This is a genomic window from Flavobacterium sediminilitoris, assembly GCF_023008245.1.
Taxonomy (GTDB): Bacteria; Bacteroidota; Bacteroidia; order Flavobacteriales; family Flavobacteriaceae; genus Flavobacterium; species Flavobacterium sediminilitoris.
This window is the reverse complement of record NZ_CP090145.1, coordinates 2,683,197-2,707,624: the sequence shown is the minus strand read 5'-3', so window position 1 is coordinate 2,707,624 and position 24,428 is coordinate 2,683,197. Positions and strand designations below refer to the sequence as shown.

The following is a 24,428-nucleotide window of genomic DNA, read 5'->3' as shown; positions in this document are numbered from 1 at the left end:
TAACAAGCTATTATGAAATTAAAAAACTACTTCTCTATATTTATAATTCTTCTTTCTTTTCAAATTTCTTTTTCACAAGAAAAAGTACTTTTTGTAGGAAACAGTATGACATACTATAATAATATGCCAAATCTTTTTCAAGAAATTGCGAACCATAAAGGGAAAAATGTTGAAGCACAATATTATGCTCCAGGTGGGACAGGATTTGTGAATCATTATGTAGATAATAATGTGTATAATTTATTTAAAAACAACATTTGGGATGTTGTAGTCTTACAACCAGGAACAGGTGAATCTGCTGGTGCTTCTTGGCCAGTTAATACAACTATTGAAAGAGGTGAAAAATTAATTGATTCTATAAAAAAATATAGCCCATGTGCTAAAATTTTTCTTTATGAAATTCCTTATGGCATAAAAGCAACAAACAATATACCTGATTATAATGATTATCAAAGCATACAAACTAAAATTAAGGATTCTATAACAAAAATGGCTAATGCTCTTGAAATTCCTTTCGTTCCTGCTGGTGAATCTGCTAGAATGCATTTAACCAATCAACAAGATTTATTATTACATAATAATTATAATGATATTCATCCAAATCTTAATGGTTCATATTTAGTAGCTTGTTCTATGTTTGCAACTATATATCAAGAAGAAGTAAGTATGTCAAATTATTTGGGAGGAATTACCCAAACCAATGCAACTTATTTCCAAGATATTGCTGACCAAGTTGTTTTACCTAACAAAACAGATTGGGTAATTAACATTTATAATCTCTATGCTGATTTTAATGCAATAACGAACAATTTTACGGTAGATTTCACAAATCAATCTACAAATTTTGACAGTATAGAATGGGATTTTGGAGACGGAACTACTTCAACGGAAGAAAATCCAACACATACATTTATATCAAATGGAATAAAAACGATTCAGTTAAAAGCTATAAAAAATGGATGTGAAGAAACAATTACTAAACAAATTACGATAGGAACGCTTTCTAATGAAATCTTCCATGCAAATAAAATAAAGTTATACCCAAATCCCTTTGTTGATGTATTACACATATCTGACAGAGAAAACTTTTCATTCAAAATAATTAATTCTTTAGAACAAGTTGTTTACGAAAATACATCAAATAGTAAGGATTATTCTATCAATATATCAAACTTAAATACGGGAATATACTATATTATTACGAGTCATAATCAAAAACTAAAAATTGTAAAAAAGTAAAAATCATTTTTGCATTTTACATTCATAAAAGAAATAGTACTTCTCCATTAAATAGAAAAATACATTTTATTACTTTTACTTAAAATATAGAAGAATGGAATACCAAAAAATCATCAACACCATTTTTGATGAAGTGAAGCAATTAAAAGATAAAGGAAATATTGCTGATTATATTCCTGAATTAGCAAAAGTTAACGCTAATAAATTTGGAATTGCTCTAATAGATAATGAACAAAATATATACAAAACTGGAGATGCAAACGAACATTTTTCGATACAAAGTATATCAAAAGTACTTTCAACAGCATTAATCTTTTCTAAAATAGGAAACGAACTATGGAAAAGAGTTGGTTTTGAACCATCAGGAAATTCTTTTAATTCTTTAGTCCAATTAGAATATGAAAACGGAATTCCAAGAAACCCTTTTATTAATGCTGGAGCTTTAGTTATTGCCGATTTAATGCTGGAACATTTCGAAAATCCGAAAGAATATTTTTTAACTTTTATTAGAGAATTAGCGGAAAACAATACTATCAATTATAATGAAAAAGTAGCCCAATCTGAAAGAGAAAATGGATACAGAAATGCAGCTTTAGTAAACTTTATAAAATCATTCAACAACATAAAAAATCACCCAGATGATGTTTTGGATTTTTATTTTTATCAATGTTCAATAGAAATGAGCTGTGAAGATTTAGCTAAATTATTTCAAGTATTTGCAAATAATGGAATAGTTCCAAAAAGTAAATTTCAATTTTTAACCACTAGTCAATGCAAACGAATAAATGCATTAATGCAAATGTGCGGTTTTTACGATCAAGCAGGAGAATTTACATTTAAAGTAGGTTTGCCTGGAAAAAGTGGCGTTGGTGGTGGCGTTGTTGCTATTTTTCCAAACTATTATACTGTAGCAGTTTGGAGTCCAAAATTAAACAAAAAAGGAAATTCTTATTACGGATTAGAAACATTAGAACGATTGACTACAATTACCGAAGCTTCAATCTTTTAAATAAATTCTAATGAATAAAAACTATTTCAAAAAAGTTATATCGCAAATAATCCTTACTTTTGCATTTCCTAAAATTTCAAGATTATGATTTATAAGTTCCGAGCTATTCTCGATGCAGAAGAAGATATTTTTAGAGATATTGCAATTGAAAAAGAAGCTACACTAGAAGATTTACATAATGCTATTGTAAATGCTTTTGGTTTTGATGGCACCGAAATGGCTGCTTTTTATACTTGTGATGAAAACTGGACACAAGAAGACGAAATTCCATTATTTGATACTGGAGATGTTCCTGGAGAAATGAGAATAATGAATGATTTTATCTTAGAAGATAACTTAGATCAATATCAAACTAAAATTATATATGTATATGATTTCTTCAATATGTGGACATTCTTAGTTGAATTAGCTGCTATCGAAGAAAAACAAGAAGGAGAAACCTATCCTGCATTATTATTTTCTCATGGACAGATTCCTGCAAATGCTCCTGACAAATCATTTGAAGCTGATGATTTTGGATCGGATTTTAATGATGATTATGACGAAGACGATTTAGATATGTTTGAAGGAGATGATAGCTTTGAAGATTTCGGATTTGAAGAAAACTGGAATTAATTTCTAAAAATACAGATAATAACTTTTAAAAAATAATTAGAAACAAAATAAGCGTACTTATGCTCTTATTTTATGTTCTATATTCTAAAATAATGATAAACTTATTTAATACACATATAGAAAACCTTTCTATTCACAGAGTTGGAAATAAAAGCAGAAACGAAGCTATTTTTTTATCTGAAAACCCATATGGTTTAAATGATGAAATAATGCCATTATTGAAAGAATACTTTTTTAAACCTTTTCGTGAAAAAGAAGAAAATTACTATCAATTTGCACACGAAGTAGATTTAGAATATAACGAAATGTATAATTTAGCTACGAGCGTTTTTGAGAACCCTAGTGAAATACATGCTGTTTCTAAAAAAATTACGCACCACCTTTTTGAACAATCAAATCATCCACATATTAAAAATGGAGAAGTATATGTAACTTATTTTACAAATGTTTCAATAGATAATAATGTAGTAGATGCAATAGGTGTTTTCAAAAGTGAAATAAAAAGTGATTTCCTTCAATTTGAAGAAAAAGGAAGTAATCTTGAAATGATATTACAACAAGGAATTAATTTAAATAAGTTAGACAAAGGGTGTATCATCTTTAATCATAAAAAAGAAGAAGGTTACAAAATTTTAACTGTTGATAGTAACCGTTATGACGCTCGTTATTGGTTAGAACATTTCTTATCAGTAGATGTATTTCAAGATGAAAATTTTATGACAAAGAAATATTTAAAATTTTGTCAAGATTTTGCTAAAGATGTTGTTTTACCTGCTGAAGATAAACAACAAGAAGTATTATTTATGAATAGAGCTGTAAATCATTTCGCTAAAAATGATGAATTTGAAGAAACAGCTTTTTTAAATGAAGTAATGCAAAATCCTGAATTTATTCCTGAATTTAAAAATTATAAAGTAGACAAAGGAGCAAAATATAGTATTGAAGACGTTTCAAGTTTTCCAATTGCAAATGCTGCTGTAACAGATGCAAGAAAGAAAATGAAAAATACTATTCAACTTGATACCAACATACAAATTAAACTTGATTTTATAAATCCAGAAAGCGCAGAAAAATTTGTAGAAAAAGGTTGGGATGAAGAAAAACAAATGTATTACTACTTAGTTTACTTCAACAAAGAACAAAAAAGTTAATCCTTAAATAAAAATTAAATAAATCCTCAATTTGAAATAGTTGAGGATTTTTTTATATCATATTGTTAATTAAATTCCTTTTATCAGAAAAAGTAAAAGTTTAACTTTTAATCTCCAAAAACAATTTTTAAATTAACTAACTATATTTAAAATTTGATTTATATTTGTTTGAACTCCAAAAAAAACAGTATTAGACTGTTAAAACATATTTCAGATACATGAACAAATTGGTGAAACTAAATTCTATTACATCTATAATGATTCCTTTATTGGCAATCTTATTGTTAATAGCGCCTTGTTCTGTTCGAAATCATATAGAAACAACATTAGGTGTAGAAAACACTAAACCTTTAAACAAAAATAAAGCAACAATTCCCCAAACAAGTAATTGTACATCTTGGGAAAATGCAGTTCAAAAATCTGGTATTGAAATAAGTAAAAAAGAAATCAAAAAAGATTTTATATTAAAATCATATAATTATTTTCACTCCTATTCTTTTAACTTTCTTACAAATACTTTTTTCTTAAACTCAAATAGAAATTCGAAAATTTCTATTCCATTTTACATTTTATATAAAAGATTAAAATACATGATTTTAACAACAAATATTACCGTTTAAAATTTAAAAATCTTTTTATATAAAATTACATTAAAATGCAAAATCAAAAATTATTGCAGTCATATAATATGGCTGGACTTTTCACATTATCATTACGATTAGTTATTGGCTGGACTTATTTTTCTGCATTCTGGCGAAGATTAATATTAGAAAATAAGTTAGATCCAGAAACTTCAGGATACATTGGCGAAAAATTTAATCACTTTCTACCTAATGCACTACTAATAAAACCTATAATTGAACACCTTGTAAGCAATCCCGATTCTTTATGGTGGGCAATGGCAACCTTTACTATTATTGAAGCAATCGTTGGTTTATTCATAATGCTAGGCCTTTTTACTCGATTAATGAGTATAGGTGTTTTTAGCTTAGCCATGGGTATATTATTAGGATCAGGATGGTTGGGAACAACTTGTTTAGATGAATGGCAAATAGGCGTTTTAGGAATAGCATCAGGATTTACATTATTCTTATCAGGTAGTGGGAAATATTCTTTAGACTATCTTTTACTTAAGAAAGAATTTAAAATAACAAACTTTAAATACTTTAATTGGCTAGGTTCAGGTGTCTTAAAAATAAAATTAAACATATTACACCGTATAGTACTTATAGGCTCAATTTCCATCTTATTCATCACATTATTTACCAATCAATATTTTCATGGAGGAGTTTGGGGAACATTGCATAACAAATCTGTTAAACCAAAAATCGAAATAAAACATACTGAAATAACAAACAATACACTCTCTTTTCAAGTATTTAGAGTTGAAGGTGCCGATGTTTATGGTTCGTTTTTAATTGGTATAAATCTTTCAGATTCTAAAGGAAACTCCATTATAGAATTAGATGGAAAAGCACTTTCTAAATTCCCAAAAGAGAACATTCACAATCAATATGTTACAAAAGTTAAAAATGGAAAACACAGCATGATAATTCCACTAGGAGCAAAAGCAAAATTATTTATAAAAGAAGAAAAATTATTAACATTACCAAAAGGAGAATACCACTTAACCTTAACAGATATTAGTGGTGCAACTTGGTCTGATATTATTAAATTATAAATTCAAAATAACATTAAAACCTTAGGTTAGCAAAGTATATTAACCTAAGGTTTAAAATTTAATTTATCTTTGTTAAAACTGACACATAAAACAATATAAACCATTTAAATATTTTATAAAATATTGAAAATGACGAAACAATTATACAAACACATAAACCAATTTATCGCTTTCGAAGAAGAACATTTCTCAAAAGTACTTTCTTATTTTGATCAAAAAGAATTAAGCAAAAAAGAAATTATAATGAAAGCAGGAGAACTATGCAATTATAATTATTTTGTACTTGAAGGATGTTTACACATGTATTATATTAATGATAAAGGAATTGAAAAAACAGTACAATTTGCGATAAAAAATTGGTGGTTATCCGATTATTTAGCATTATATAATAGACAAAAAACCGATTTTTACATCCAAGCAGTTCAAAACACTCATATTCTTTCAATAGATTATGAAAACCAAAATGAACTATTAATAAAATTTCCTAGTTTAGAAGGCTACTTCAGAAATATTTATCAAATTGCTTATGGTGCTTCAATTATGAGAGTTAAAAAACATTTCGATTATTCAAAAGAAGAAATATTTTTTCGATTTAGTGAAGAGTTTCCAGAATTTATACAACAAGTACCTCAATATTTAATAGCATCATTTCTAGGATTAACACCAGAATATGTTAGCGAAATTAGACGAAAAAAACGTTCTTAAACTAGCTTAACTTTTTTCTTATTATTAGCGAATATCTTTACATCAAATTTAAAATACAATACAAAATGGAAAAAAGAATTCAAATTGATGTTATAGAACCGGAAGCATATAAAGCTATATTCGCATTAGAAAATTATCTCCAAAAAAGTAATCTAAGTAACACACATAAAGAACTTATTAAAATAAGAGCTTCCCAAATTAACAGTTGTGCATTTTGCATAGATATGCATACAAAAGATGCTTTAAAATATGGAGAAACACAACAAAGACTTTTTTTATTAAACGCATGGAAAGAAACAGATTTGTTTACAGAAGAAGAAAAAACACTCTTACAAATTACAGAAGAAATTACATTAATTCATCAACAAGGACTATCTGATGAAACATATAAAAAAGCAATAAAAATATTTGATGAAAACTATTTATCTCAAATTATAATTGCAGTTATTACCATTAATACTTGGAATAGAATTGCAATAAGTACAAATAAACCAATTGAAAATTAAAACCTAACAATTATGAAAATTAAAAATATTGTTCTTTTTACAATATTAACACTCTTATTAAGTTGTAATACAAAAAAAGAAGAAAACAGCACAACTGTTGAAATCAAAAAACAAGACACTGAAATAGAAATATTAAAAACTATCGATGAAAATTTACCTACAATAGGATTATTAATGTATAATGGCGTGCTTACAACAGAAGTCACAGCTCCATTAGATGTTTTTACAAAGCCAACTATTGATGGAAAAAAACTTTTTAATGTAATTACTATTGCAGAAAATAAAAACATAATTATTAGTGAAGAAGGATTAAAAATCCAACCCGATTATACTTTTGAAAATGCTCCAAAACTAAATGTTATATTCGTTCCTAGTGCCTATGACGTAAGCAGTCAAGTAAAAAACAAAAACACAATAGCATTTATAAAAACACAAAATGAAAACACCAATTTCACAGTTAGTAATTGTGCAGGAGCTCAATTAATAGGAGAATCAGGAATTGCTAATGGTAAAAAAATTGTAACTTGGATTGGAGGAGGAAAAGAACTTCAAAAAAATTATCCTAATTTAATTGTGCAGAACGATTCATTAGTAAGCTATATTGAAGATGGAAAATTTCTTTCTTCAAATGGAAATTTAGCCAGTTACATTTCATCTTTAGAACTATTAGAAAAAATGACAAATAAAGAGCATAGAAAATTTGTTGAATCTTATTTATACCTTGATCGATTACAAAATTGGAAAAAATAAAACGATCATAATTTAAGAAAGAAGTTGAGATTATTAATAATCTCAACTTCTTTTCATTTATATCTATTCATAAAATTTAACAAATTCCTTGTTTTTTCTTAAATAAAAACCAAAACGTTAAAAAAAACTAAAATTAAAATCGTTTTTAAATCCGAAATAGTAATTCTCATTATATTTAAAGCTTCTAACAACCTAAACCATAATATCTATGAGATTTTATACTCTTTTAGTTGTTTTTTGCTTATCATTATTGAGTAATGCCCAAGATTACTTCCCAAAAAATGATGGTGTAAAACAATCTTTTAAAAACTACGTTGCAATAAAGAATGCAACCATATACGTTTCATCCAATCAAAAATTAGAAAATGCTACTTTAGTATTTAAGGATGGGAAAATTACTGATATAGGAACAAACATCACATTACCAAAAAATGCAACTATAATTGATGCTACTGGAAAAACAATTTATCCTTCTTTCATTGATATTTATAGTGAATTTGGAATTGATAAACCGCAACCTAGACCAAATGGAAACTTCACACCTCAATATGATACTGAAAGAGAAGGTTATTACTGGAATGATCATATAAAACCAGAATATAATGCTTACGAAAATTTAAAATATGATGCCAAATCTGCCGAATCACTTCGTGAAATTGGTTTTGGAACTATAGTAAGTCATCACAATGACGGAATCATTGCAGGAACAGGTTTACTTTGGACATTAAATGATGATGATAATAATGCGAAAAGAATTTTAAACACGAAAGTTTCCCAACATTTCACTTTTAATAGAAGTAAATTCACTAAACAAAGCTATCCATCGTCATTAATGGGTGGAATGGCATTAATACGCCAAGTATATCATGATGCAAAATGGTATGGACAAGGAAATTCAAAAACAAAAGATTTATCATTAGAAAGCTTTAATGCAAATAAAAATTTAATCCAAATTTTCAATGCTGGAGACAAATTAAACAGCTTACGAGCAAGTAAAATAGCTAAAGAATTTGGAATAAATTATTTAATCAAAGGAAGTGGAAATGAATTTGAAAAAATAACCGAAATTAAAAATACAGGAGCAACATACATTATTCCTTTAGATTTTCCTGATGCTTACGATGTATCTGATCCATATTTAGCACAACAAGTTAGTTTAAGTGATATGAGATTTTGGAATCAAGCTCCTTTCAATTTAAAAATTTTGGCTGAAAACAACATTAATTTTGTATTAACATCTTATGATAATAAAAATGCAAAAGATTTTTTGACCAATTTAAGAAAAGCAGTACAATATGGTCTACCAAAAGAAAAAGCATTAGCTGCACTGACTGAAACTCCTGCAAAATTATTAAATCAATCTACACAAATTGGATCATTAAATAAAGGCTCTTGGGCTAATTTTATCATAGTTTCAGGTGATCTATTTGATGAGAAAAATACCATTCATGAAAATTGGGTTCAAGGAACAAGAAATATTATTGACAAAATGAACGTTCAAGATATTCGAGGAGAATATAACGTGACATTTAACAACAATACTTTTAATTTAAAAATTTCGGGTGAACTAGATAAATTAGAAGCTAAAACTTCTAAAGACAGTATCGATTATGGAACTAAAATAACTTATAAAGAACCATGGATAAACTTAGTTATTAAATCTAAAGATACTACTAAAAATGCCTATTTCAGATTAACTGGGACTAAAAACAATACAACATTAGAAGGGAAAGCTGTCTTAGAAAATGGGAACGAAACTACTTGGAAAGCTGTTAAAAAAGAAATAACAGAAACAAAAGAGGATAAAAAAGATAACAAAAAAGACGAACAGAAAATACCTGAAATGATTCCTGTTACATTCCCAAATATTGCTTATGGAAATACTGAAAAACCAAAACAAGAACAAATTTTATTCAAAAATGCAACTGTTTGGACAGGTGAAAAAGAAGGAAATCTAACAGAAACAGATGTTTTAATAGAAAATGGGAAAATCTCCAAAATTGGAAAAAACATTTCCGCATCAAATGCAAAAATTGTAGATGCAACAGGAAAACATTTAACCGCTGGAATCATCGACGAACATTCGCATATTGCAATATCAAGAGGAGTTAATGAAGGAGGACAAAATTCTTCAGCAGAAGTAACTATCGAAGATGTAGTAAACTCTGATGATATTAATATTTACAGAAACTTATCTGGAGGAGTTACATCCTCAAATTTACTTCATGGTTCTGCTAATCCTATTGGTGGTCGTGCAGCTCTAATTAAATTAAAATGGGGTTATTCACCAGAAGAAATGATTGTAGAAGACGCTCCTAAATACATCAAATTTGCATTAGGAGAAAACGTAAAGCAATCAAACTGGGGAAGTGGTCGTTTTCCACAAACTAGAATGGGTGTTGAACAAGTTTATGAAGACTATTTTACAAGAGCATTAGAATACCAAAAAGAATGGAGTGATTACAAATCAAATAAATCGAAAAACAAGGTAATGCCTCGATTTGACATTGAAATGGAAGTTTTAGGAGAAATCTTAAATAAAAAACGCTTCATTACTTGTCATTCTTATGTACAATCAGAAATTAATATGCTAATGAAACTAGCAGATCGTTTTAATTTTAAAATTCAAACTTTCACGCACATCTTAGAAGGATACAAATTAGCTGATAAAATGGCTGAACACGGTGTAGGAGGCTCAACATTTGCAGATTGGTGGGGTTATAAATACGAAGTAAAAGATGCAATTCCATACAATGCAGCATTAATGAATGGACAAGGAGTTGTTGTTTCAATCAATTCTGATGATGCTGAAATGTCAAGAAGACTAAATCAAGAAGCTGCAAAAGCAGTAAAATATGGAAATATTTCAGAAGAAGTTGCTTGGAATTTTGTAACACTAAATCCTGCTAAATTATTACAAGTTGATGATAAAATTGGAAGTATAAAAGTAGGTAAAGATGCAGATATCGTACTTTGGACAGACAATCCTTTATCAATTTATGCTAAAGCAGAAAAAACAATTGTAGATGGAATTATTTTTTATGATTTAGAAAAAGAAAAAGAAACTTTAGCTACAATTCAAAAACAACGTAGCGAACTTACAAATAAGTTACTCGAAGCTAAAAATAAAGGATTAAAAACACAAGCTCCAAAGAAAAAAGAAATTGGTCATTATCATTGTGATACTGTAGGCGAAAATTGTAAAGTAGCACATTCTAAATATCAATAATCTTCTAAATTTAGACAAAATGAAAAAATATATATTATCATTATTAATTAGTTGTGTTGCCTTTGCCCAACAAACACCAGCTCCCAAACAAACTAAAAGTATTCTAATTACTGGTGGAAAAGCTCACATTGGAAATGGAAAAGTTATTGAAAATAGTTTAATTTCTATCTCAAACGGAAAAATTACAACAATAACTGACGCTACAAATGTTAGACCTGAAAAGCACGACATCTATATTGATGCATCTGGGAAACACATTTATCCAGGATTTATTGCTGCAAATGCAACACTTGGATTAGTAGAAATTGACGCTGTTAAAGCCTCTAATGATGAAAATGAAATGGGACAAATGAATCCGCACATTAGAAGTATAATTGCATATAACTCAGAATCTGGATTAGTAGAAGCTGCAAGACCTAATGGTGTTTTAGTTGCACAAATTGCGCCAAGAGGAGGTAGAATATCAGGTACATCTTCTGTTGTTCAATTAGATGCATGGAACTGGGAAGATGCAATTGTAAAAGAAAACGATGGCATACATTTAAGCTGGCCAAGAAGTTACTCAAGATCAGGATGGTGGGCAGAACCAGGAGGAATTGAACCCAATAAAAAATATGATCAACAAATCACAGAAATTCAAGATTTTTTAAATGATGCAAATGCTTATGTTGCATCAAATCCTAATGTTAGAGATATTCCTTATGAAGCAATGAAAGGACTTGATACTGGTGAAAAACAACTTTTTGTACATGTAGATGGCGAAAAAGAAATAATTGATGCTATACTCTTTAAAAAGAAAAACAACATCAAAAAGATGACACTTGTAGGTGGTTATTATGCTTACAAAAATGTAGCATTATTAAAAGAAAACAATGTTTCTGTATTATTAAGAAGAATACACGATTTACCATTATTAGAAGATGAAGATGTAAACTTACCTTATAAAAATGCAAAAATCCTTTATGATGCTGGAATTATTGTAGGATTACAAAATGCTGGAGATATGGAACGTATGCAAATACGAAACCTACCTTTTTATGCAGGTACTTGTGCAGCTTGGGGAATAGATAAAGAAGATGCATTAAAGCTAATAACATCAAATACTGCTAAAATCTTAGGAATTGATGCTAATTACGGCACACTTGAAACAGGTAAAAGTGCTACTCTATTTATATCAGAAGGAGATGCATTAGACATGAGAACAAATAAAGTAACAAACGCTTTTATAGATGGTAGACAAATTAGTTTAGAAAGTCATCAAACTGAATTATACGATAGATACAAAGAGAAATATAACGCAGAAAAATAAAATTATATTTATTTAAAACAAAAATCTCATAAAACTAAATAATTTAGTTTTATGAGATTTTTTAATTATAAAGCCTTTTCTTGTAATATAGATTCATGAATAACTTTTGTAGATTTGCAAAATAAATCAATTTCATGAAACAAATAACTTCTATACAAAATCCTTACATAAAATCACTTGTTCAACTTCAAGAAAAAGCAAAAGTTAGAAAACAAACAGGTACATTTTTAATTGAAGGAAAACGCGAAATTGAATTAGCTATAAAAGGAAATTATGAAATTGAGACTGTTCTATTCTATCCCGAATTAATCTCTGAAAAAGAACTACATAACTTTATTTTTTCAAGCAAAACCGAAAAAATTGAAATATCAAAAGAAGTATATCAAAAGTTAGCATACAGAGACAGTACCGAAGGAATCTTAGCTATAGCCAAAACAAAACCATTACAATTATCTAATTTAAAATTATCACAAAACCCTTTAATTCTTGTTGCTGAAGCACCAGAAAAACCCGGGAATATTGGAGCATTACTTCGTACAGCAGATGCAGCAAATATTGACGCTGTAATTATTACTAACCCTAAAAGTGATATGTATAATCCAAATATAGTACGATCAAGTGTAGGATGTTTATTTACAAGACAAATTGCAACAGCAACTTCTGAAGAAACAATTGTTTTCCTTAAAGAAAATAATATTGCTATTTATTGTGCAACATTACAAGATTCAACACAATATCATTCTCAAAATTATACAACTCCTACTGCAATGATTGTAGGAACAGAAGCTACAGGATTAACTGAAATTTGGAGAAAAAACAGCAATCAAAATATTATAATTCCAATGCAAGGAGAAATTGATTCTATGAATGTTTCCGTTGCAGCAGCCATATTATTATTTGAAGCAAAGAGACAAAGAGGTTTTTAAACCTACTCTTAAATATTACTTTTCTTCTCTTAATCTAATTATTATAATTGAAGTTAAACCTATCTCTTGCACAATCCATAACTTTGTTATAACTTTATGAATATTAAAGTTGCCATATGACAGAAATTGATTTAGAAGCCGAAAACAAAGCCATTGCCCAAGAATACAAAGAACTCCTTCGCATTAGTTACCAAACGTTAACAGATGAAGACAAAAAACTCATTCGTAAAGCCTTTGATGTAGCTGTTGACGCTCATAAAGAACAAAGAAGGAAATCGGGTGAAGCTTATATCTTCCACCCTATTGCTGTTGCAAAAATTGTAGCCTCAGAAATAGGCCTTGGAGCAACTTCTATTGCGGCTGCTTTAATGCATGATGTTGTTGAAGACACAGACATTACAGTTGATGATATTGCAAAAATGTTTAATCCTAAAATTGCAAAAATCGTAGAAGGGTTAACCAAAATTGCAAAAGTAAAAACCGATCAAGATGTATCTGTTCAGGCTGAAAATTTTCGTAAAATGCTACTTACATTAAATGATGATGTAAGAGTAATTCTTATAAAAATTGCCGATAGATTGCACAACATGCAAACTATGGACAGCATGGCAGAATATAAACAAGCTAAAATTGCTTCAGAAACATTATATATTTATGCACCTTTAGCACATCGTTTAGGTTTATATAATATTAAAACGCAATTAGAGGATTTAGGTCTGAAATATACCGAACCCGAAATTTTCAAAGAAATTATAAGCAAAATAAAAGAAACTAAACAAGAGCAAGACGAATATATTAAAACAATTTCTAGTGTTTTATCCGAATCATTAAATGAAGAAGGAATAGAATATAGTATAAAAGGTAGACCAAAATCTATTTATTCTATTCGCAGGAAAATGAAAAATCAAGGCGTTACTTTTGATGAAGTCTATGATAAATTTGCTTTAAGAATCATTTACAAATCAAATCCACATGATGAAAAATTTCTAGCTTGGAAAATATATTCTGTAGTTACAGATCATTATCGTCCTAGTCCTAGTCGTCTTCGCGATTGGATATCATCTCCAAAATCTACAGGTTATGAAGCATTACATATTACTGTTATGGGACCAAAAGGAAGATGGGTAGAAATACAAGTACGTAGTGAGCGTATGGATGAAATTGCTGAAAAAGGATATGCAGCACATTATAAATATAAAAACGGAAATTCTGAAGAACACGGATTGGAAGTTTGGTTAAATCAATTAAAAGAAGCACTAGAAAGCCAAGCCGCAAATGCTGTTGATTTTGTTGAAGATTTTAAACTAAACTTGTATTCTAAAGAAATCTATATTTTTACTCCTAAAGGAGATATAAAATCTCTTCCAAAAGGAGCAACAACGCTTGATTTTGCATTTAGTATTCATACAGATATTGGAGTAAAAACAAGAGGGACAAGAGTTAATGGAAAATTAGTCCCTTTAAATCATGTTTTAAATAGTGGAGATCAAGTTGAAATTATTACCTCTGTAAATCAAAAACCAAGTGTACAATGGCTAGATTATGTAACAACGTCAAGAGCAAAAAATAAAATCAAGAACTCTTTAAACGAAAACACTAAAAAAATAGCAGAAGACGGAAAAGAAATTTTAAATCGTAAACTACGCCATTTAAAAATCACATTAAATGAAGCTTCTACAAATGAACTAGTCAATTATTTTAAATTACAAACTAGCCTAGATTTATTTTATCGCGTAGGAATTGGAGCAATTGAAAATCAACAATTAAAAGATTTTGCTGCCCAAAAAAGTAATACTTTAGTTAATTTCCTTAAAAAGCCTTTTAACAGAACTCCATCTGTAAAACCTGAACAAATACAAAAAAACGAAATCAGTAAAAAATATGATATGCTGGTTTTTGGAGTTGAACAAGATAAATTAGACTATAAACTATCTACTTGCTGTAATCCTATACCAGGTGACGATGTTTTTGGTTTCATCACAATTAATGAAGGTATTAAAGTACATAGAAAAGACTGTCCAAATGCTATAAGCCTTCAATCTAACTATGCCTATAGAATCATTCCTGCTAAATGGATAGATTCTAGCCAAGAAGAATTTAAAGCTATGTTAAACATAACTGGAATGGATACATTAGGTTTAACCAATGAACTTACCAAAGTAATTTCAAATCAAATGCATGTAAACATCCAAAATATTACTTTAAGTGGAGAAGCTGGAATTTTTAATGGAAAAATAACTGTTATTGTTCCTAACAATACTATTTTAAAAAGACTTATTGATAATATTAAAAAAGTTGATGGAATTGATAAAGTGTCACGTATTTATCAAAACTAAACTCTGAAGAAATAAAAAATCTAATTACTCATAAATAAAACATTATAAATACTAATTGTTGAAAAAAAAGCAAAACTTCTAACATCAAAGTTCTAAGTTTACTTATCTTTGCAATTATTCAGTTAATCCAAATGGAAGACAATAAAAATCAAGAAATTGTAAAAAACGTATTCACTAAATACCTTGAGGAAAAAGCACATCGCAAAACTCCAGAGCGCTATGCTATACTACAAGAAATTTACAATTCTAAGGAACATTTTGATATTGAATCGCTATATATTAAAATGAAAAACAAAAACTATCGTGTTAGTAGAGCTACTCTATACAATACAATAGAATTATTATTAGAATGTGGATTAGTTCGTCGTCATCAGTTTGGACAAAACCAAGCACACTACGAAAAATCCTATTTTGATAAACAACACGACCACATTATTTTAACAGATTCTGGGGAAGTTATAGAATTTTGTGATCCACGAATTCAACAAATCAAAAAAACCATGGAAGAAATGTTTGATATTGAAATACATACTCATTCATTGTATTTTTATGGAACCAAAAAAGAAAAATAACAACACACATACAATATTAATATAAATTAACTACTAAAAATGACTGTAGATTTACTACTAGGGCTTCAATGGGGAGACGAAGGTAAAGGAAAAATCGTCGATGTATTAACTTCAAATTATGATATTATTGCTCGTTTTCAAGGAGGTCCAAATGCTGGACATACTTTAGAATTTGACGGAATTAAGCATGTCCTTAGAACAATTCCTTCAGGAATATTTCATAAAAATGCAATCAATATTATTGGTAATGGAGTCGTAATTGACCCAGTTGTTTTTCAAAAAGAGTTAGAAGGACTAGAAAAATTCAAAATGGATGTTACATCTAAATTGCTTATTTCTAGAAAAGCTCATTTAATTTTACCAACGCACCGTTTACTTGATGCTGCTTCTGAAGCTTCAAAAGGAAAAGCTAAAATTGGTTCTACACTAAAAGGTATTGGTCCAACTTATATGGACAAAACTGGTAGAAATGGATTAAGAGTTGGTGATATTGAACTAGAAGATTTTAAACTTAGATATAGAACTCTAGCCGACAAACATGAAGCTATGATTTCTTTTTATAATGTAGATTTACAATATGATTTAAAAGAAATGGAAGAAGAATTCTTTAAGTCTATTGAAGATTTAAAGAAACTAACTTTTATAGATAGCGAAGAATATCTAAATAACGCATTAAAAAGCGGAAAATCAATTCTTGCAGAAGGTGCTCAAGGCTCATTATTAGATGTTGATTTTGGAACTTATCCATTTGTTACATCTTCAAATACAACTGCTGCTGGTGCTTGTACAGGGCTAGGAATTGCCCCAAACAAAGTAAAAGATGTTTATGGAATTTTTAAAGCTTACACTACAAGAGTAGGTAGCGGACCATTCCCTACAGAGTTATTTGACAATGATGGAGATACAATGGCAAAAGTAGGAAACGAATTTGGTTCTGTTACTGGTCGTGCCCGTCGTTGTGGTTGGTTAGATTTAGTAGCATTAAAATATGCTGTTCAAGTTAATGGTGTTACTCAATTATACATGATGAAAGGCGATGTACTTTCTGGATTTGAAACCTTAAAAGTTTGTACAGCTTATAAATATAAAGGAAAAGAAATAAATCATCTTCCATATAACATTGAACCAGAAAACATCACTCCTATTTTTACAGAAATGAAAGGATGGAAAGCTGATTTAACAGGAATGACAAACTATGATGAATTGCCAATAGAATTGAAAAATTATATAGAATTCATTGAAAAAGAAGTTGAAGTACCAATTAAAGTTATATCGGTTGGCCCAGACAGGAAACAAACGATTACCAAATAAATTAAATTAAAACGCTTTCAAAAGAGAAAGCGTTTTTTATTATAAAAAAATCTTAATAGAGAAGTCTTATTCTACTTTTTACTTATTTTTGACACAAAATAAATTCAGTTGAAAAAAATAGCGTACTATATTATTTGCTTTTTACTGTTTGGAACACTTACAAACGCGCAAGAAAAAGGAAAAAAGACAGATCTAACAGAAAAGGAACAAACAAAAAAAATCATAATTGAACATTCTGATTTTATTGACATGAACCAATATGAAATACCTGGAGCAACTGTTTTCACAGGAAATGTAAGAGTATTGCATAATGGTACAAAAATCAACTGTAACAAAGCCTATTACTTCACAGAGGAAAACTACGTAAAAGCCTTTGGAAATGTACAAATCAATCAAGGTGATACCATAACAATGAACAGTCGATATGCAGAATATGACGGAAAAGATGAATTTGCTTTTGCAACTGGAGATGTAAACCTTCATTCTCCTGAATCAACTTTAACAACTGACACTATTTTCTTTGACAAGAAAAAACAAATAGCTTATTACAATAGCTATGGAACCATTGTTAATAAAGAAAACACCTTAAAAAGCAAATCTGGAAGATATTTCTTAAACTCAAAAAAGTATCAATTTACATCTGCTGTTACAGTTACAAACCCTAAAAGCACAATTAAAACAAATCATTTAGACTATTATGAAAACTCTGGTCATGCATACGTTTTCGGACCATCAACCATAACCAGTAATGACAATGTTATTTATACAGAAAATGGATTTTATGACACTAAAAATGATGTTGGAAAACTTCAAAAAAATAGTAAAATAACTTATAATAATAAAATTATAGAAGGAGACGATTTATATTATGATCAAAAAAGGAACTTTTCAAAAGGCATAAACAATGTAAAGATTACAGATACTATAAACAATATGGTTGCAAAAGGTCATTATGCTGAAATGTATCGTAATACTCAAACCAGAAAAGATTCCATTATTTTAACCAAAAGAGCAGTTGTTATTACGAAAGTAGAAAACGATTCTCTATACATGCATGGAAAAAAGATATTAGTAACCGGTCCACCAGAAGATAGAGTAATAAGAGCTTTTAATAATGTACGTTTTTATAAAACAGACATGAGCGGAAAATGTGACTCTATACATTCTAACAACAAAACAGGGATTACACAATTAATAGGCAAACCTGTTCTATGGAATAATGACAATCAAATGACTGGTGATGTAATGCACCTAATAGGAAACAATAAAACAGAAAAATTAGATTCTTTAAAGGTATTAAACAACGCCTTTATAGTTCAAAAAGACACATTAAGTGAAAATGGATACAACCAAATTAAAGGACAAAATTTATACGGAAAATTTAAAGATAATAAACTAAGCCAAGTAGATGTTATCAAAAATGCTGAAGTTATTTATTATATGTACAATGATAATAACGAATTAGTAGGTATCGATAAAAAAGTATGTAGTAAATTGAATTTTGAATTTGAAGATGATCAAATAATCTCTCAAACAGCTTTTAATCAAGTCGAAGCTAATACTTATCCCGAATCCGAATTCCCTGAAAATGCTAGGAAATTAAGAGGATTTGTTTGGAGAGGAGATGAAAGAATACACTCAAAAGAAGATATTTTCCCTGAAGATGAAAATATTCTACATGAAAAAATACTTATTGAAAGTAAAAAGAAAGCGCTTGAAGAAGACATTCCAATGGAAGTCTTAAAAGAAACCTTAGAATATGATAAAAAGAATCCTAAGCCTAAGAAAAAAGAGTAATTTCATTATTCAACATAGTTTTATTTTATAATTTAAAAATACTAAAAATTCAACAATTAAAAATGATTGAAGATTTTTTCAAATACCAAGCTCAAACTTCCCCACATCCATTAGCTATGGAAATATCTCATGCAAAAGGAAGCTATATATATGATACTGAAGGAAATGAATATTTAGATTTTGTAGCAGGCGTTTCTGCAAACACTTTAGGTCATCAACCAAAACGTGTAAATGATGCAATAAAAACTCAATTAGACCTATATTCACACGTAATGGTCTATGGTGAATATGCTCAACAACCAGCAACTCAGTTTTGTAAATTATTAGCCTCTCTCCTACCTGAACCATTAAATAAAACTTATTTAGTAAATTCAGGAACAGAAGCTATTGAAGGCGCTTTAAAATTAGCACGAAGAGTTACAGGTCGAAGTCAACTTATTTCTTGTCATCATGCATATCATGGGAATACAATGGGAAGTATGAGTGTAATGGGTTTTGAAGAACGCAAACAAATTTTTCGTCCATTAATACCTGATGTAGATTTTATTACCTTTAATAACGAATCCGATTTAGATAAAATAACCACTAAAACTGCTGGTATCATTTTAGAAACCATTCAAGGCGGAGCTGGTTTTATACAACCTGAAAATGACTTCTTACTTAAAGTACGTCAAAAATGTAATGAAGTTGGTGCAATTATGATTTTAGACGAAATCCAACCAGGATTTGGTCGAACAGGTAAACTATTTGGTTTTCAAAATTATAATATGATTCCTGATGTTGTTGTAATGGGAAAAGGAATGGCTAGCGGAATGCCAGTTGGTGCATTTACTGCTTCTTCTGAAATGATGGATTTATTAAGTCACGATCCAAAATTAGGACACATTACCACTTTTGGAGGTCATCCAGTTATAGCAGCAGCAGCATTAGCGACACTTCAAGAAATAACAGAAACGAATTTAATGCAAGAAACTCTAGAAAAAGAACAACTTTTTAGAGAATTATTAATCCACCCATTAATAAAAGAAATAAGAGGAAAAGGATTAATGTTAGCAGTCATGACAGAAAGTCCTGAAATAACAAATCAAGTTATCCTAGAATGTCATAAAAAGGGCGTCATCCTTTTCTGGCTACTGTTTGAAGGTAAAGCAATACGCATAACTCCTCCTCTAACAATATCAAAAGAAGAAATAAAAAAAGGATGTGGCATCATTCTTGAAGTTCTAAATACTATAACTTTATAATCTAAATCATCTTAAATTAAGTGATGTTTATAATCATAAAGCTATTATATAAAAGTGTTAATTAAATTGTTTAAAACAATTCAAGCACAAAAAAAATTGTCCCTTTAAAATTCTTAATTTTAATAAAGGACAAAACCCATAAAATTATTGCTATGAGATTGAGTCACGATGAAGAAGAAAACAACTTATCCTTATCAAAATTTGAATCTATGTTAAAAACAAATAAAGTTTTTTTCTTTGATTCAGAAGAATTTGAAGACATTATACTTCATTATATGGATACAGGTCGAATGAATTTAGCTAAAAAAGCGCTAAAACTTGGTCTAGAACAACATCCTAAATCAACAGGATTAAGGCTCGTTCAAGTTGAAATGTTAGTCTATGAAGATAGATTAGACATCGCACAAAAATTACTTACAGAATTATATGCCATTGAACCAAACAATGAAGAAATATACATTCAACAAGCTAATATTTATTCCAAACGAGATCAACATGAAAAAGCTATAGATTCATTAAAAATTGCATTAGATTTTACTGATGATTTAGCAGATGTATATTCAATGATAGGCATGGAATATCTATTCATGGATAATTTAGAGGAAGCAAAACAATATTTCATTAAATGTTTAGAAGAAGACAATGAAGATTATTCTGCGCTATATAATATTGTATATTGTTTCGATTTCTTAGATCAAAACGAAGAAGCTATTCAATATTTAGAACAATTTATTAATAAAAAACCATATAGTGAAGTTGCTTGGCATCAATTAGGAAGACAATTCTATTCCCTTAAAAATTATGAAAAATCAGTTTGGGCTTTTGATTACGCTACTTTAATTGATGAAAACTTTTTAGGTGCTTATTTAGAAAAAGCAAAAGGATTAGAAAAATTAAAACAATACAAAGAAGCTATTGAATGTTATAACATTACAATGGAATTAGATGATCCAACATCATTTGCTTTATTAAGAATTGGAAAATGTCATGAAAAATTAGGAAATAAAGATTTAGCTCTTAAGTTTTACCTAAGAACGGTACATGAAGATCCATTATTAGATAAAGCTTGGATTGCAATAACCGATTTTTATATCCGTCAAAAAAACTTCCAAAAAGCTATTTATTATGTAAACAAAGCTATAGGAATTGATGGTGACAATAGTTTGTATTGGAAGAGATATGCCGCTATTTATCAAGGAATGCAATTTTACGAAGAAGCAGAATTAGGCTATAGAAAAGCATTTGAAGCTGGAGACATTCATCTTGACACTTTTGTTCTATGGACCAATATGTTACAAGAATTAGGTGAATATGAAACTGCAATTGAAATTTTATTACAAGCAACTGAAGTTTTTCCAGAAGAATATGAAATAGAATATCGTTTAGCCGGATTATATCATCTTACAGCAAATCCCAAAAAAGGAAATTTTCATCTAAATAATGGTTTACGATTAAACTTTAAAAATCACACTATTATTCAAGAAATTTTCCCATTAATGTGGAAAAAAAAGACAGTTCAAAACATCATTGAAAAATATAGAAATTAAACAAATAGTTTATATAAATTTGTCATTCAGAATCTAATAAAATAATTATTTTCTGAATGACATTTATTTTACAAGCATGAGAAAATTTTTCCCCGATTATCTACTTATAACATTAAAAGGAATTGCAATGGGAGCTGCTGATGTAGTTCCAGGAGTTTCTGGAGGCACAATTGCTTTTATATCTGGAATTTACCAAGAACTAATTGATAGTATTAATAAAATTAATTTTTCTGTACTAAAAAATGTCAAAAAAAATGGTTTAAAAGCTACTTGGGCTTCAATAAATGGTAATTTCTTATTTGCTTTAATCCTTGGAATAGGAATTAGTATTTTAACCTTTTCTAAAGTAATTACACATCTTTTAGATACTCAACCTATATTAGTTTGGTCTTTCTTTTTTGGTCTTGTAATAGCTAGTATTGCATTTATATGGAAAGAAATAACAAAATGGAGTTTAAAAACATATATAGCTCTTATCATTGGTATTCTTATTTCATATTATATAACAATTGCAAAACCAGTAGAATCACCTGATAGTTTTCCTTACTTATTTTTATCTGGATTTCTAGCTATAATTGCTATGATTTTACCAGGTGTTTCAGGTGCTTTTATTTTACTTTTAATGGGCTCATATGAAGTTGTAATTGGAACCATAAATCAATTTAGAGAAGGACTAGCAACTATGAATTTTGATATTATTGGTCAGGCAATGATAAAATTAATGACTTTCGGATTAGGAGCAATTTTAGGATTAAAACTATTTTCTAAGATACTTACTTGGATGTTTAATCATCATAAAAACACAACACTTACCGTTCTAATAGGATTTATGATTGGTTCTTTAAATAAAATTTGGCCATGGAAAAAAGTACTGGAAACTCGAGTAAATAGTCATGGGGAAATTGTTCCGTTTTTAGAGAAAAGTATTTTACCGCAACATTTTGAAGGAAATCCACAAATTTTAACGGCTATAATTATGTCAGTTTTTGGATTTGTTTTAATTTTCGGATTAGAAAAAATTGCAAATCGCTTAGGCAAAAATTAAAACATTATGTCAAAGAAGAAGAAAAATAAAAAACAAGTAAAATTTGGACTAATTGGTAAAAACATTAGCTATTCTTTTTCTAAAAAATATTTCAACGATAAATTTAAACTCCTTCATTATGATAATTGTGAATATTTAAATTTTGATATTAAATCTATTAAAGAATTTCCTGAAGTTTATCTAGAAACAAAGGGGTTAAAAGGATTAAATGTAACCATTCCATACAAAGAAGAAATAATTCCATATTTAGATAAGCTATCTAAAAACGCTAAAAAAATAGGTGCCGTAAACACTATTATTATTTCAAAAAAGAAAAAACTAAAAGGCTACAACACGGATTATTATGGATTTAAAAAAACATTAAAACCATTATTAACAGAACAACATAAAAAAGCATTAATTCTAGGGACTGGAGGAGTAAGTAAAGCAATTGCTTTTGCTCTTAGAAAATTAAAAATTGAATTTGATTTTGTTTCTAGAAATCCTTCTGAGTTTGAATTATCCTATGAAGAAATAAATAAAGAAATATTTGATGACTATCAAATCATCATCAACACTACTCCTCTAGGAACTCATCCAAATATTGAAGAAGCTCCAAATTTAGATTATTCTCTATTTACTACTAATCATATTGCATACGATTTAGTCTATAATCCTGAAGAAACAATGTTTTTAAAGAAAGCTAAAGAAAATGGAGCAATCATTAAAAATGGCTATGAAATGCTTATTTTTCAAGCCGAAAAAGCATGGGAAATTTGGAATGGATGATTCTACCATAATTAACTATAAAAAATATAAAAAGCAAGAAAGAATTACTGGTTTCTTTGGAATAATAATCTCCATCTCTTTTATTTTATCTTTCAGTATTATATATATTTTTTTTATACCTCCGTTTTTAATAGACGAAACCCCCATTATCATGTATAATATTGAAAATATACCTGGGAAAGATTTTATAAAATATATTGCATACTTTTTCACTGGCTTATTAATTGTATTTTTTAATATTTCATTAATTAAAAACACAGATAATTCCGAGACAAACATAACTGGAAAAATTTGTTTATTAATCTCCGGAATATTTTATTCTTCTTTAGGTGTAATAAACTTTTCTAATGAATGGGATGATCTAAATATGTTCCAATCCTTATTTACACTGCCAATAGGTATTCTAGGTCTTTTCTTTTTATGTTTTGATTTTGAAAAAATTTCAAAATCATATAAGTTTAAAAAAGGATTAATTATAATAACCTTTTATTTAATAATAGAGTCTATCGTGAATTTTATATTCATAATCAATAACTATCCATATAACCCGATAATTGCAAAATTAAGTTGGTTAATTTACTTTACAAGTTTTGGTTTTATTGGATTAAGTCTATTATTTAAAAGATAGAACCTATATATTTATTGATTTTTCTTTTGAATTTTGCATAGCCTTTATTATCTTCGAACA

Annotated in this window: 21 protein-coding genes; all 21 read left to right on the top strand. The window is 28.5% G+C overall.

The window, feature by feature from the left end; genetic code table 11:
* Positions 1 to 12 precede the first annotated feature (12 nt).
* Complete coding sequence (locus LXD69_RS12375) at positions 13 to 1,239, top strand: PKD domain-containing protein (protein ID WP_246915644.1); 1,227 nt, start codon at positions 13 to 15, stop codon at positions 1,237 to 1,239.
* A 94-nt stretch (positions 1,240 to 1,333) separates the two neighbouring features.
* Positions 1,334 to 2,248: a glutaminase gene (locus tag LXD69_RS12370; protein WP_246915643.1), complete on the top strand. Its 915-nt coding sequence runs from the start codon at positions 1,334 to 1,336 to the stop codon at positions 2,246 to 2,248.
* 84 nt (positions 2,249 to 2,332) lie between these two features.
* Positions 2,333 to 2,863 carry an IS1096 element passenger TnpR family protein gene (locus LXD69_RS12365; protein WP_045966786.1) on the top strand — a complete coding sequence of 177 codons (531 nt, stop codon included), beginning with the start codon at positions 2,333 to 2,335 and terminating at the stop codon, positions 2,861 to 2,863.
* Between the two features lie 92 nt (positions 2,864 to 2,955).
* Positions 2,956 to 4,014: a nucleoid-associated protein gene (locus tag LXD69_RS12360; protein ID WP_045966784.1), complete on the top strand. Its 1,059-nt coding sequence runs from the start codon at positions 2,956 to 2,958 to the stop codon at positions 4,012 to 4,014.
* A 218-nt stretch (positions 4,015 to 4,232) separates the two neighbouring features.
* Complete coding sequence (locus LXD69_RS12355) at positions 4,233 to 4,634, top strand: hypothetical protein (RefSeq protein WP_246915642.1); 402 nt, start codon at positions 4,233 to 4,235, stop codon at positions 4,632 to 4,634.
* Between the two features lie 35 nt (positions 4,635 to 4,669).
* On the top strand, positions 4,670 to 5,695 hold the full coding sequence (locus tag LXD69_RS12350) for a TQO small subunit DoxD (protein WP_246915641.1): 1,026 nt from the start codon (positions 4,670 to 4,672) through the stop codon (positions 5,693 to 5,695).
* A gap of 129 nt (positions 5,696 to 5,824) precedes the next feature.
* Complete coding sequence (locus LXD69_RS12345) at positions 5,825 to 6,400, top strand: Crp/Fnr family transcriptional regulator (protein WP_045966778.1); 576 nt, start codon at positions 5,825 to 5,827, stop codon at positions 6,398 to 6,400.
* Positions 6,401 to 6,465: 65 nt separating this feature from the next.
* Positions 6,466 to 6,906 carry a carboxymuconolactone decarboxylase family protein gene (locus LXD69_RS12340; RefSeq protein ID WP_045966776.1) on the top strand — a complete coding sequence of 147 codons (441 nt, stop codon included), beginning with the start codon at positions 6,466 to 6,468 and terminating at the stop codon, positions 6,904 to 6,906.
* A 12-nt stretch (positions 6,907 to 6,918) separates the two neighbouring features.
* Positions 6,919 to 7,656: a DJ-1/PfpI family protein gene (locus LXD69_RS12335; RefSeq protein ID WP_045966775.1), complete on the top strand. Its 738-nt coding sequence runs from the start codon at positions 6,919 to 6,921 to the stop codon at positions 7,654 to 7,656.
* A 208-nt stretch (positions 7,657 to 7,864) separates the two neighbouring features.
* Positions 7,865 to 10,885: an amidohydrolase family protein gene (locus LXD69_RS12330; protein ID WP_246915640.1), complete on the top strand. Its 3,021-nt coding sequence runs from the start codon at positions 7,865 to 7,867 to the stop codon at positions 10,883 to 10,885.
* A gap of 19 nt (positions 10,886 to 10,904) precedes the next feature.
* Positions 10,905 to 12,194, top strand: a complete 1,290-nt coding sequence (locus LXD69_RS12325; protein WP_045966773.1) for an amidohydrolase family protein — start codon at positions 10,905 to 10,907, stop codon at positions 12,192 to 12,194.
* A 134-nt stretch (positions 12,195 to 12,328) separates the two neighbouring features.
* On the top strand, positions 12,329 to 13,120 hold the full coding sequence (locus LXD69_RS12320) for a TrmH family RNA methyltransferase (RefSeq protein ID WP_246915639.1): 792 nt from the start codon (positions 12,329 to 12,331) through the stop codon (positions 13,118 to 13,120).
* Positions 13,121 to 13,236: 116 nt separating this feature from the next.
* Complete coding sequence (locus tag LXD69_RS12315) at positions 13,237 to 15,456, top strand: RelA/SpoT family protein (protein ID WP_045966770.1); 2,220 nt, start codon at positions 13,237 to 13,239, stop codon at positions 15,454 to 15,456.
* A 131-nt stretch (positions 15,457 to 15,587) separates the two neighbouring features.
* Positions 15,588 to 16,028 (top strand): Fur family transcriptional regulator, encoded by a 441-nt coding sequence (locus tag LXD69_RS12310; RefSeq protein WP_045966768.1) that lies wholly within the window; start codon positions 15,588 to 15,590, stop codon positions 16,026 to 16,028.
* A gap of 39 nt (positions 16,029 to 16,067) precedes the next feature.
* Entirely contained in the window at positions 16,068 to 17,339 is a 1,272-nt protein-coding gene (locus LXD69_RS12305) for an adenylosuccinate synthase (protein ID WP_045966766.1), read from the top strand.
* A 108-nt stretch (positions 17,340 to 17,447) separates the two neighbouring features.
* On the top strand, positions 17,448 to 19,136 hold the full coding sequence (locus LXD69_RS12300) for an OstA-like protein (RefSeq protein ID WP_045966764.1): 1,689 nt from the start codon (positions 17,448 to 17,450) through the stop codon (positions 19,134 to 19,136).
* A 62-nt stretch (positions 19,137 to 19,198) separates the two neighbouring features.
* Positions 19,199 to 20,380, top strand: a complete 1,182-nt coding sequence (locus LXD69_RS12295; RefSeq protein ID WP_246915638.1) for an aspartate aminotransferase family protein — start codon at positions 19,199 to 19,201, stop codon at positions 20,378 to 20,380.
* A gap of 152 nt (positions 20,381 to 20,532) precedes the next feature.
* Complete coding sequence (locus LXD69_RS12290; protein ID WP_246915637.1) at positions 20,533 to 21,927, top strand: tetratricopeptide repeat protein; 1,395 nt, start codon at positions 20,533 to 20,535, stop codon at positions 21,925 to 21,927.
* 76 nt (positions 21,928 to 22,003) lie between these two features.
* The gene (locus LXD69_RS12285; RefSeq protein WP_246915636.1) at positions 22,004 to 22,972 is read left to right on the top strand and encodes a DUF368 domain-containing protein; all 969 of its coding nucleotides are present in this window, start codon (positions 22,004 to 22,006) and stop codon (positions 22,970 to 22,972) included.
* 6 nt (positions 22,973 to 22,978) lie between these two features.
* Positions 22,979 to 23,740: a shikimate dehydrogenase family protein gene (locus tag LXD69_RS12280; RefSeq protein ID WP_045966758.1), complete on the top strand. Its 762-nt coding sequence runs from the start codon at positions 22,979 to 22,981 to the stop codon at positions 23,738 to 23,740.
* 151 nt (positions 23,741 to 23,891) lie between these two features.
* Positions 23,892 to 24,368, top strand: a complete 477-nt coding sequence (locus LXD69_RS12275) for a hypothetical protein (RefSeq protein WP_246915635.1) — start codon at positions 23,892 to 23,894, stop codon at positions 24,366 to 24,368.
* Positions 24,369 to 24,428 lie beyond the last annotated feature (60 nt).

What these genes read in the sequence shown, in the direction of transcription:
- LXD69_RS12375 (WP_246915644.1), top strand. Translation starts at nt 13, where the DNA reads ATGAAATTAAAAAACTACTTCTCTATATTTATAATTCTTCTTTCTTTT.
- LXD69_RS12370 (WP_246915643.1), top strand. Translation starts at nt 1,334, where the DNA reads ATGGAATACCAAAAAATCATCAACACCATTTTTGATGAAGTGAAGCAA.
- LXD69_RS12365 (WP_045966786.1), top strand. Translation starts at nt 2,333, where the DNA reads ATGATTTATAAGTTCCGAGCTATTCTCGATGCAGAAGAAGATATTTTT.
- LXD69_RS12360 (WP_045966784.1), top strand. Translation starts at nt 2,956, where the DNA reads ATGATAAACTTATTTAATACACATATAGAAAACCTTTCTATTCACAGA.
- LXD69_RS12355 (WP_246915642.1), top strand. Translation starts at nt 4,233, where the DNA reads ATGAACAAATTGGTGAAACTAAATTCTATTACATCTATAATGATTCCT.
- LXD69_RS12350 (WP_246915641.1), top strand. Translation starts at nt 4,670, where the DNA reads ATGCAAAATCAAAAATTATTGCAGTCATATAATATGGCTGGACTTTTC.
- LXD69_RS12345 (WP_045966778.1), top strand. Translation starts at nt 5,825, where the DNA reads ATGACGAAACAATTATACAAACACATAAACCAATTTATCGCTTTCGAA.
- LXD69_RS12340 (WP_045966776.1), top strand. Translation starts at nt 6,466, where the DNA reads ATGGAAAAAAGAATTCAAATTGATGTTATAGAACCGGAAGCATATAAA.
- LXD69_RS12335 (WP_045966775.1), top strand. Translation starts at nt 6,919, where the DNA reads ATGAAAATTAAAAATATTGTTCTTTTTACAATATTAACACTCTTATTA.
- LXD69_RS12330 (WP_246915640.1), top strand. Translation starts at nt 7,865, where the DNA reads ATGAGATTTTATACTCTTTTAGTTGTTTTTTGCTTATCATTATTGAGT.
- LXD69_RS12325 (WP_045966773.1), top strand. Translation starts at nt 10,905, where the DNA reads ATGAAAAAATATATATTATCATTATTAATTAGTTGTGTTGCCTTTGCC.
- LXD69_RS12320 (WP_246915639.1), top strand. Translation starts at nt 12,329, where the DNA reads ATGAAACAAATAACTTCTATACAAAATCCTTACATAAAATCACTTGTT.
- LXD69_RS12315 (WP_045966770.1), top strand. Translation starts at nt 13,237, where the DNA reads ATGACAGAAATTGATTTAGAAGCCGAAAACAAAGCCATTGCCCAAGAA.
- LXD69_RS12310 (WP_045966768.1), top strand. Translation starts at nt 15,588, where the DNA reads ATGGAAGACAATAAAAATCAAGAAATTGTAAAAAACGTATTCACTAAA.
- LXD69_RS12305 (WP_045966766.1), top strand. Translation starts at nt 16,068, where the DNA reads ATGACTGTAGATTTACTACTAGGGCTTCAATGGGGAGACGAAGGTAAA.
- LXD69_RS12295 (WP_246915638.1), top strand. Translation starts at nt 19,199, where the DNA reads ATGATTGAAGATTTTTTCAAATACCAAGCTCAAACTTCCCCACATCCA.
- LXD69_RS12290 (WP_246915637.1), top strand. Translation starts at nt 20,533, where the DNA reads ATGAGATTGAGTCACGATGAAGAAGAAAACAACTTATCCTTATCAAAA.
- LXD69_RS12285 (WP_246915636.1), top strand. Translation starts at nt 22,004, where the DNA reads ATGAGAAAATTTTTCCCCGATTATCTACTTATAACATTAAAAGGAATT.
- LXD69_RS12280 (WP_045966758.1), top strand. Translation starts at nt 22,979, where the DNA reads ATGTCAAAGAAGAAGAAAAATAAAAAACAAGTAAAATTTGGACTAATT.
- LXD69_RS12275 (WP_246915635.1), top strand. Translation starts at nt 23,892, where the DNA reads ATGTATAATATTGAAAATATACCTGGGAAAGATTTTATAAAATATATT.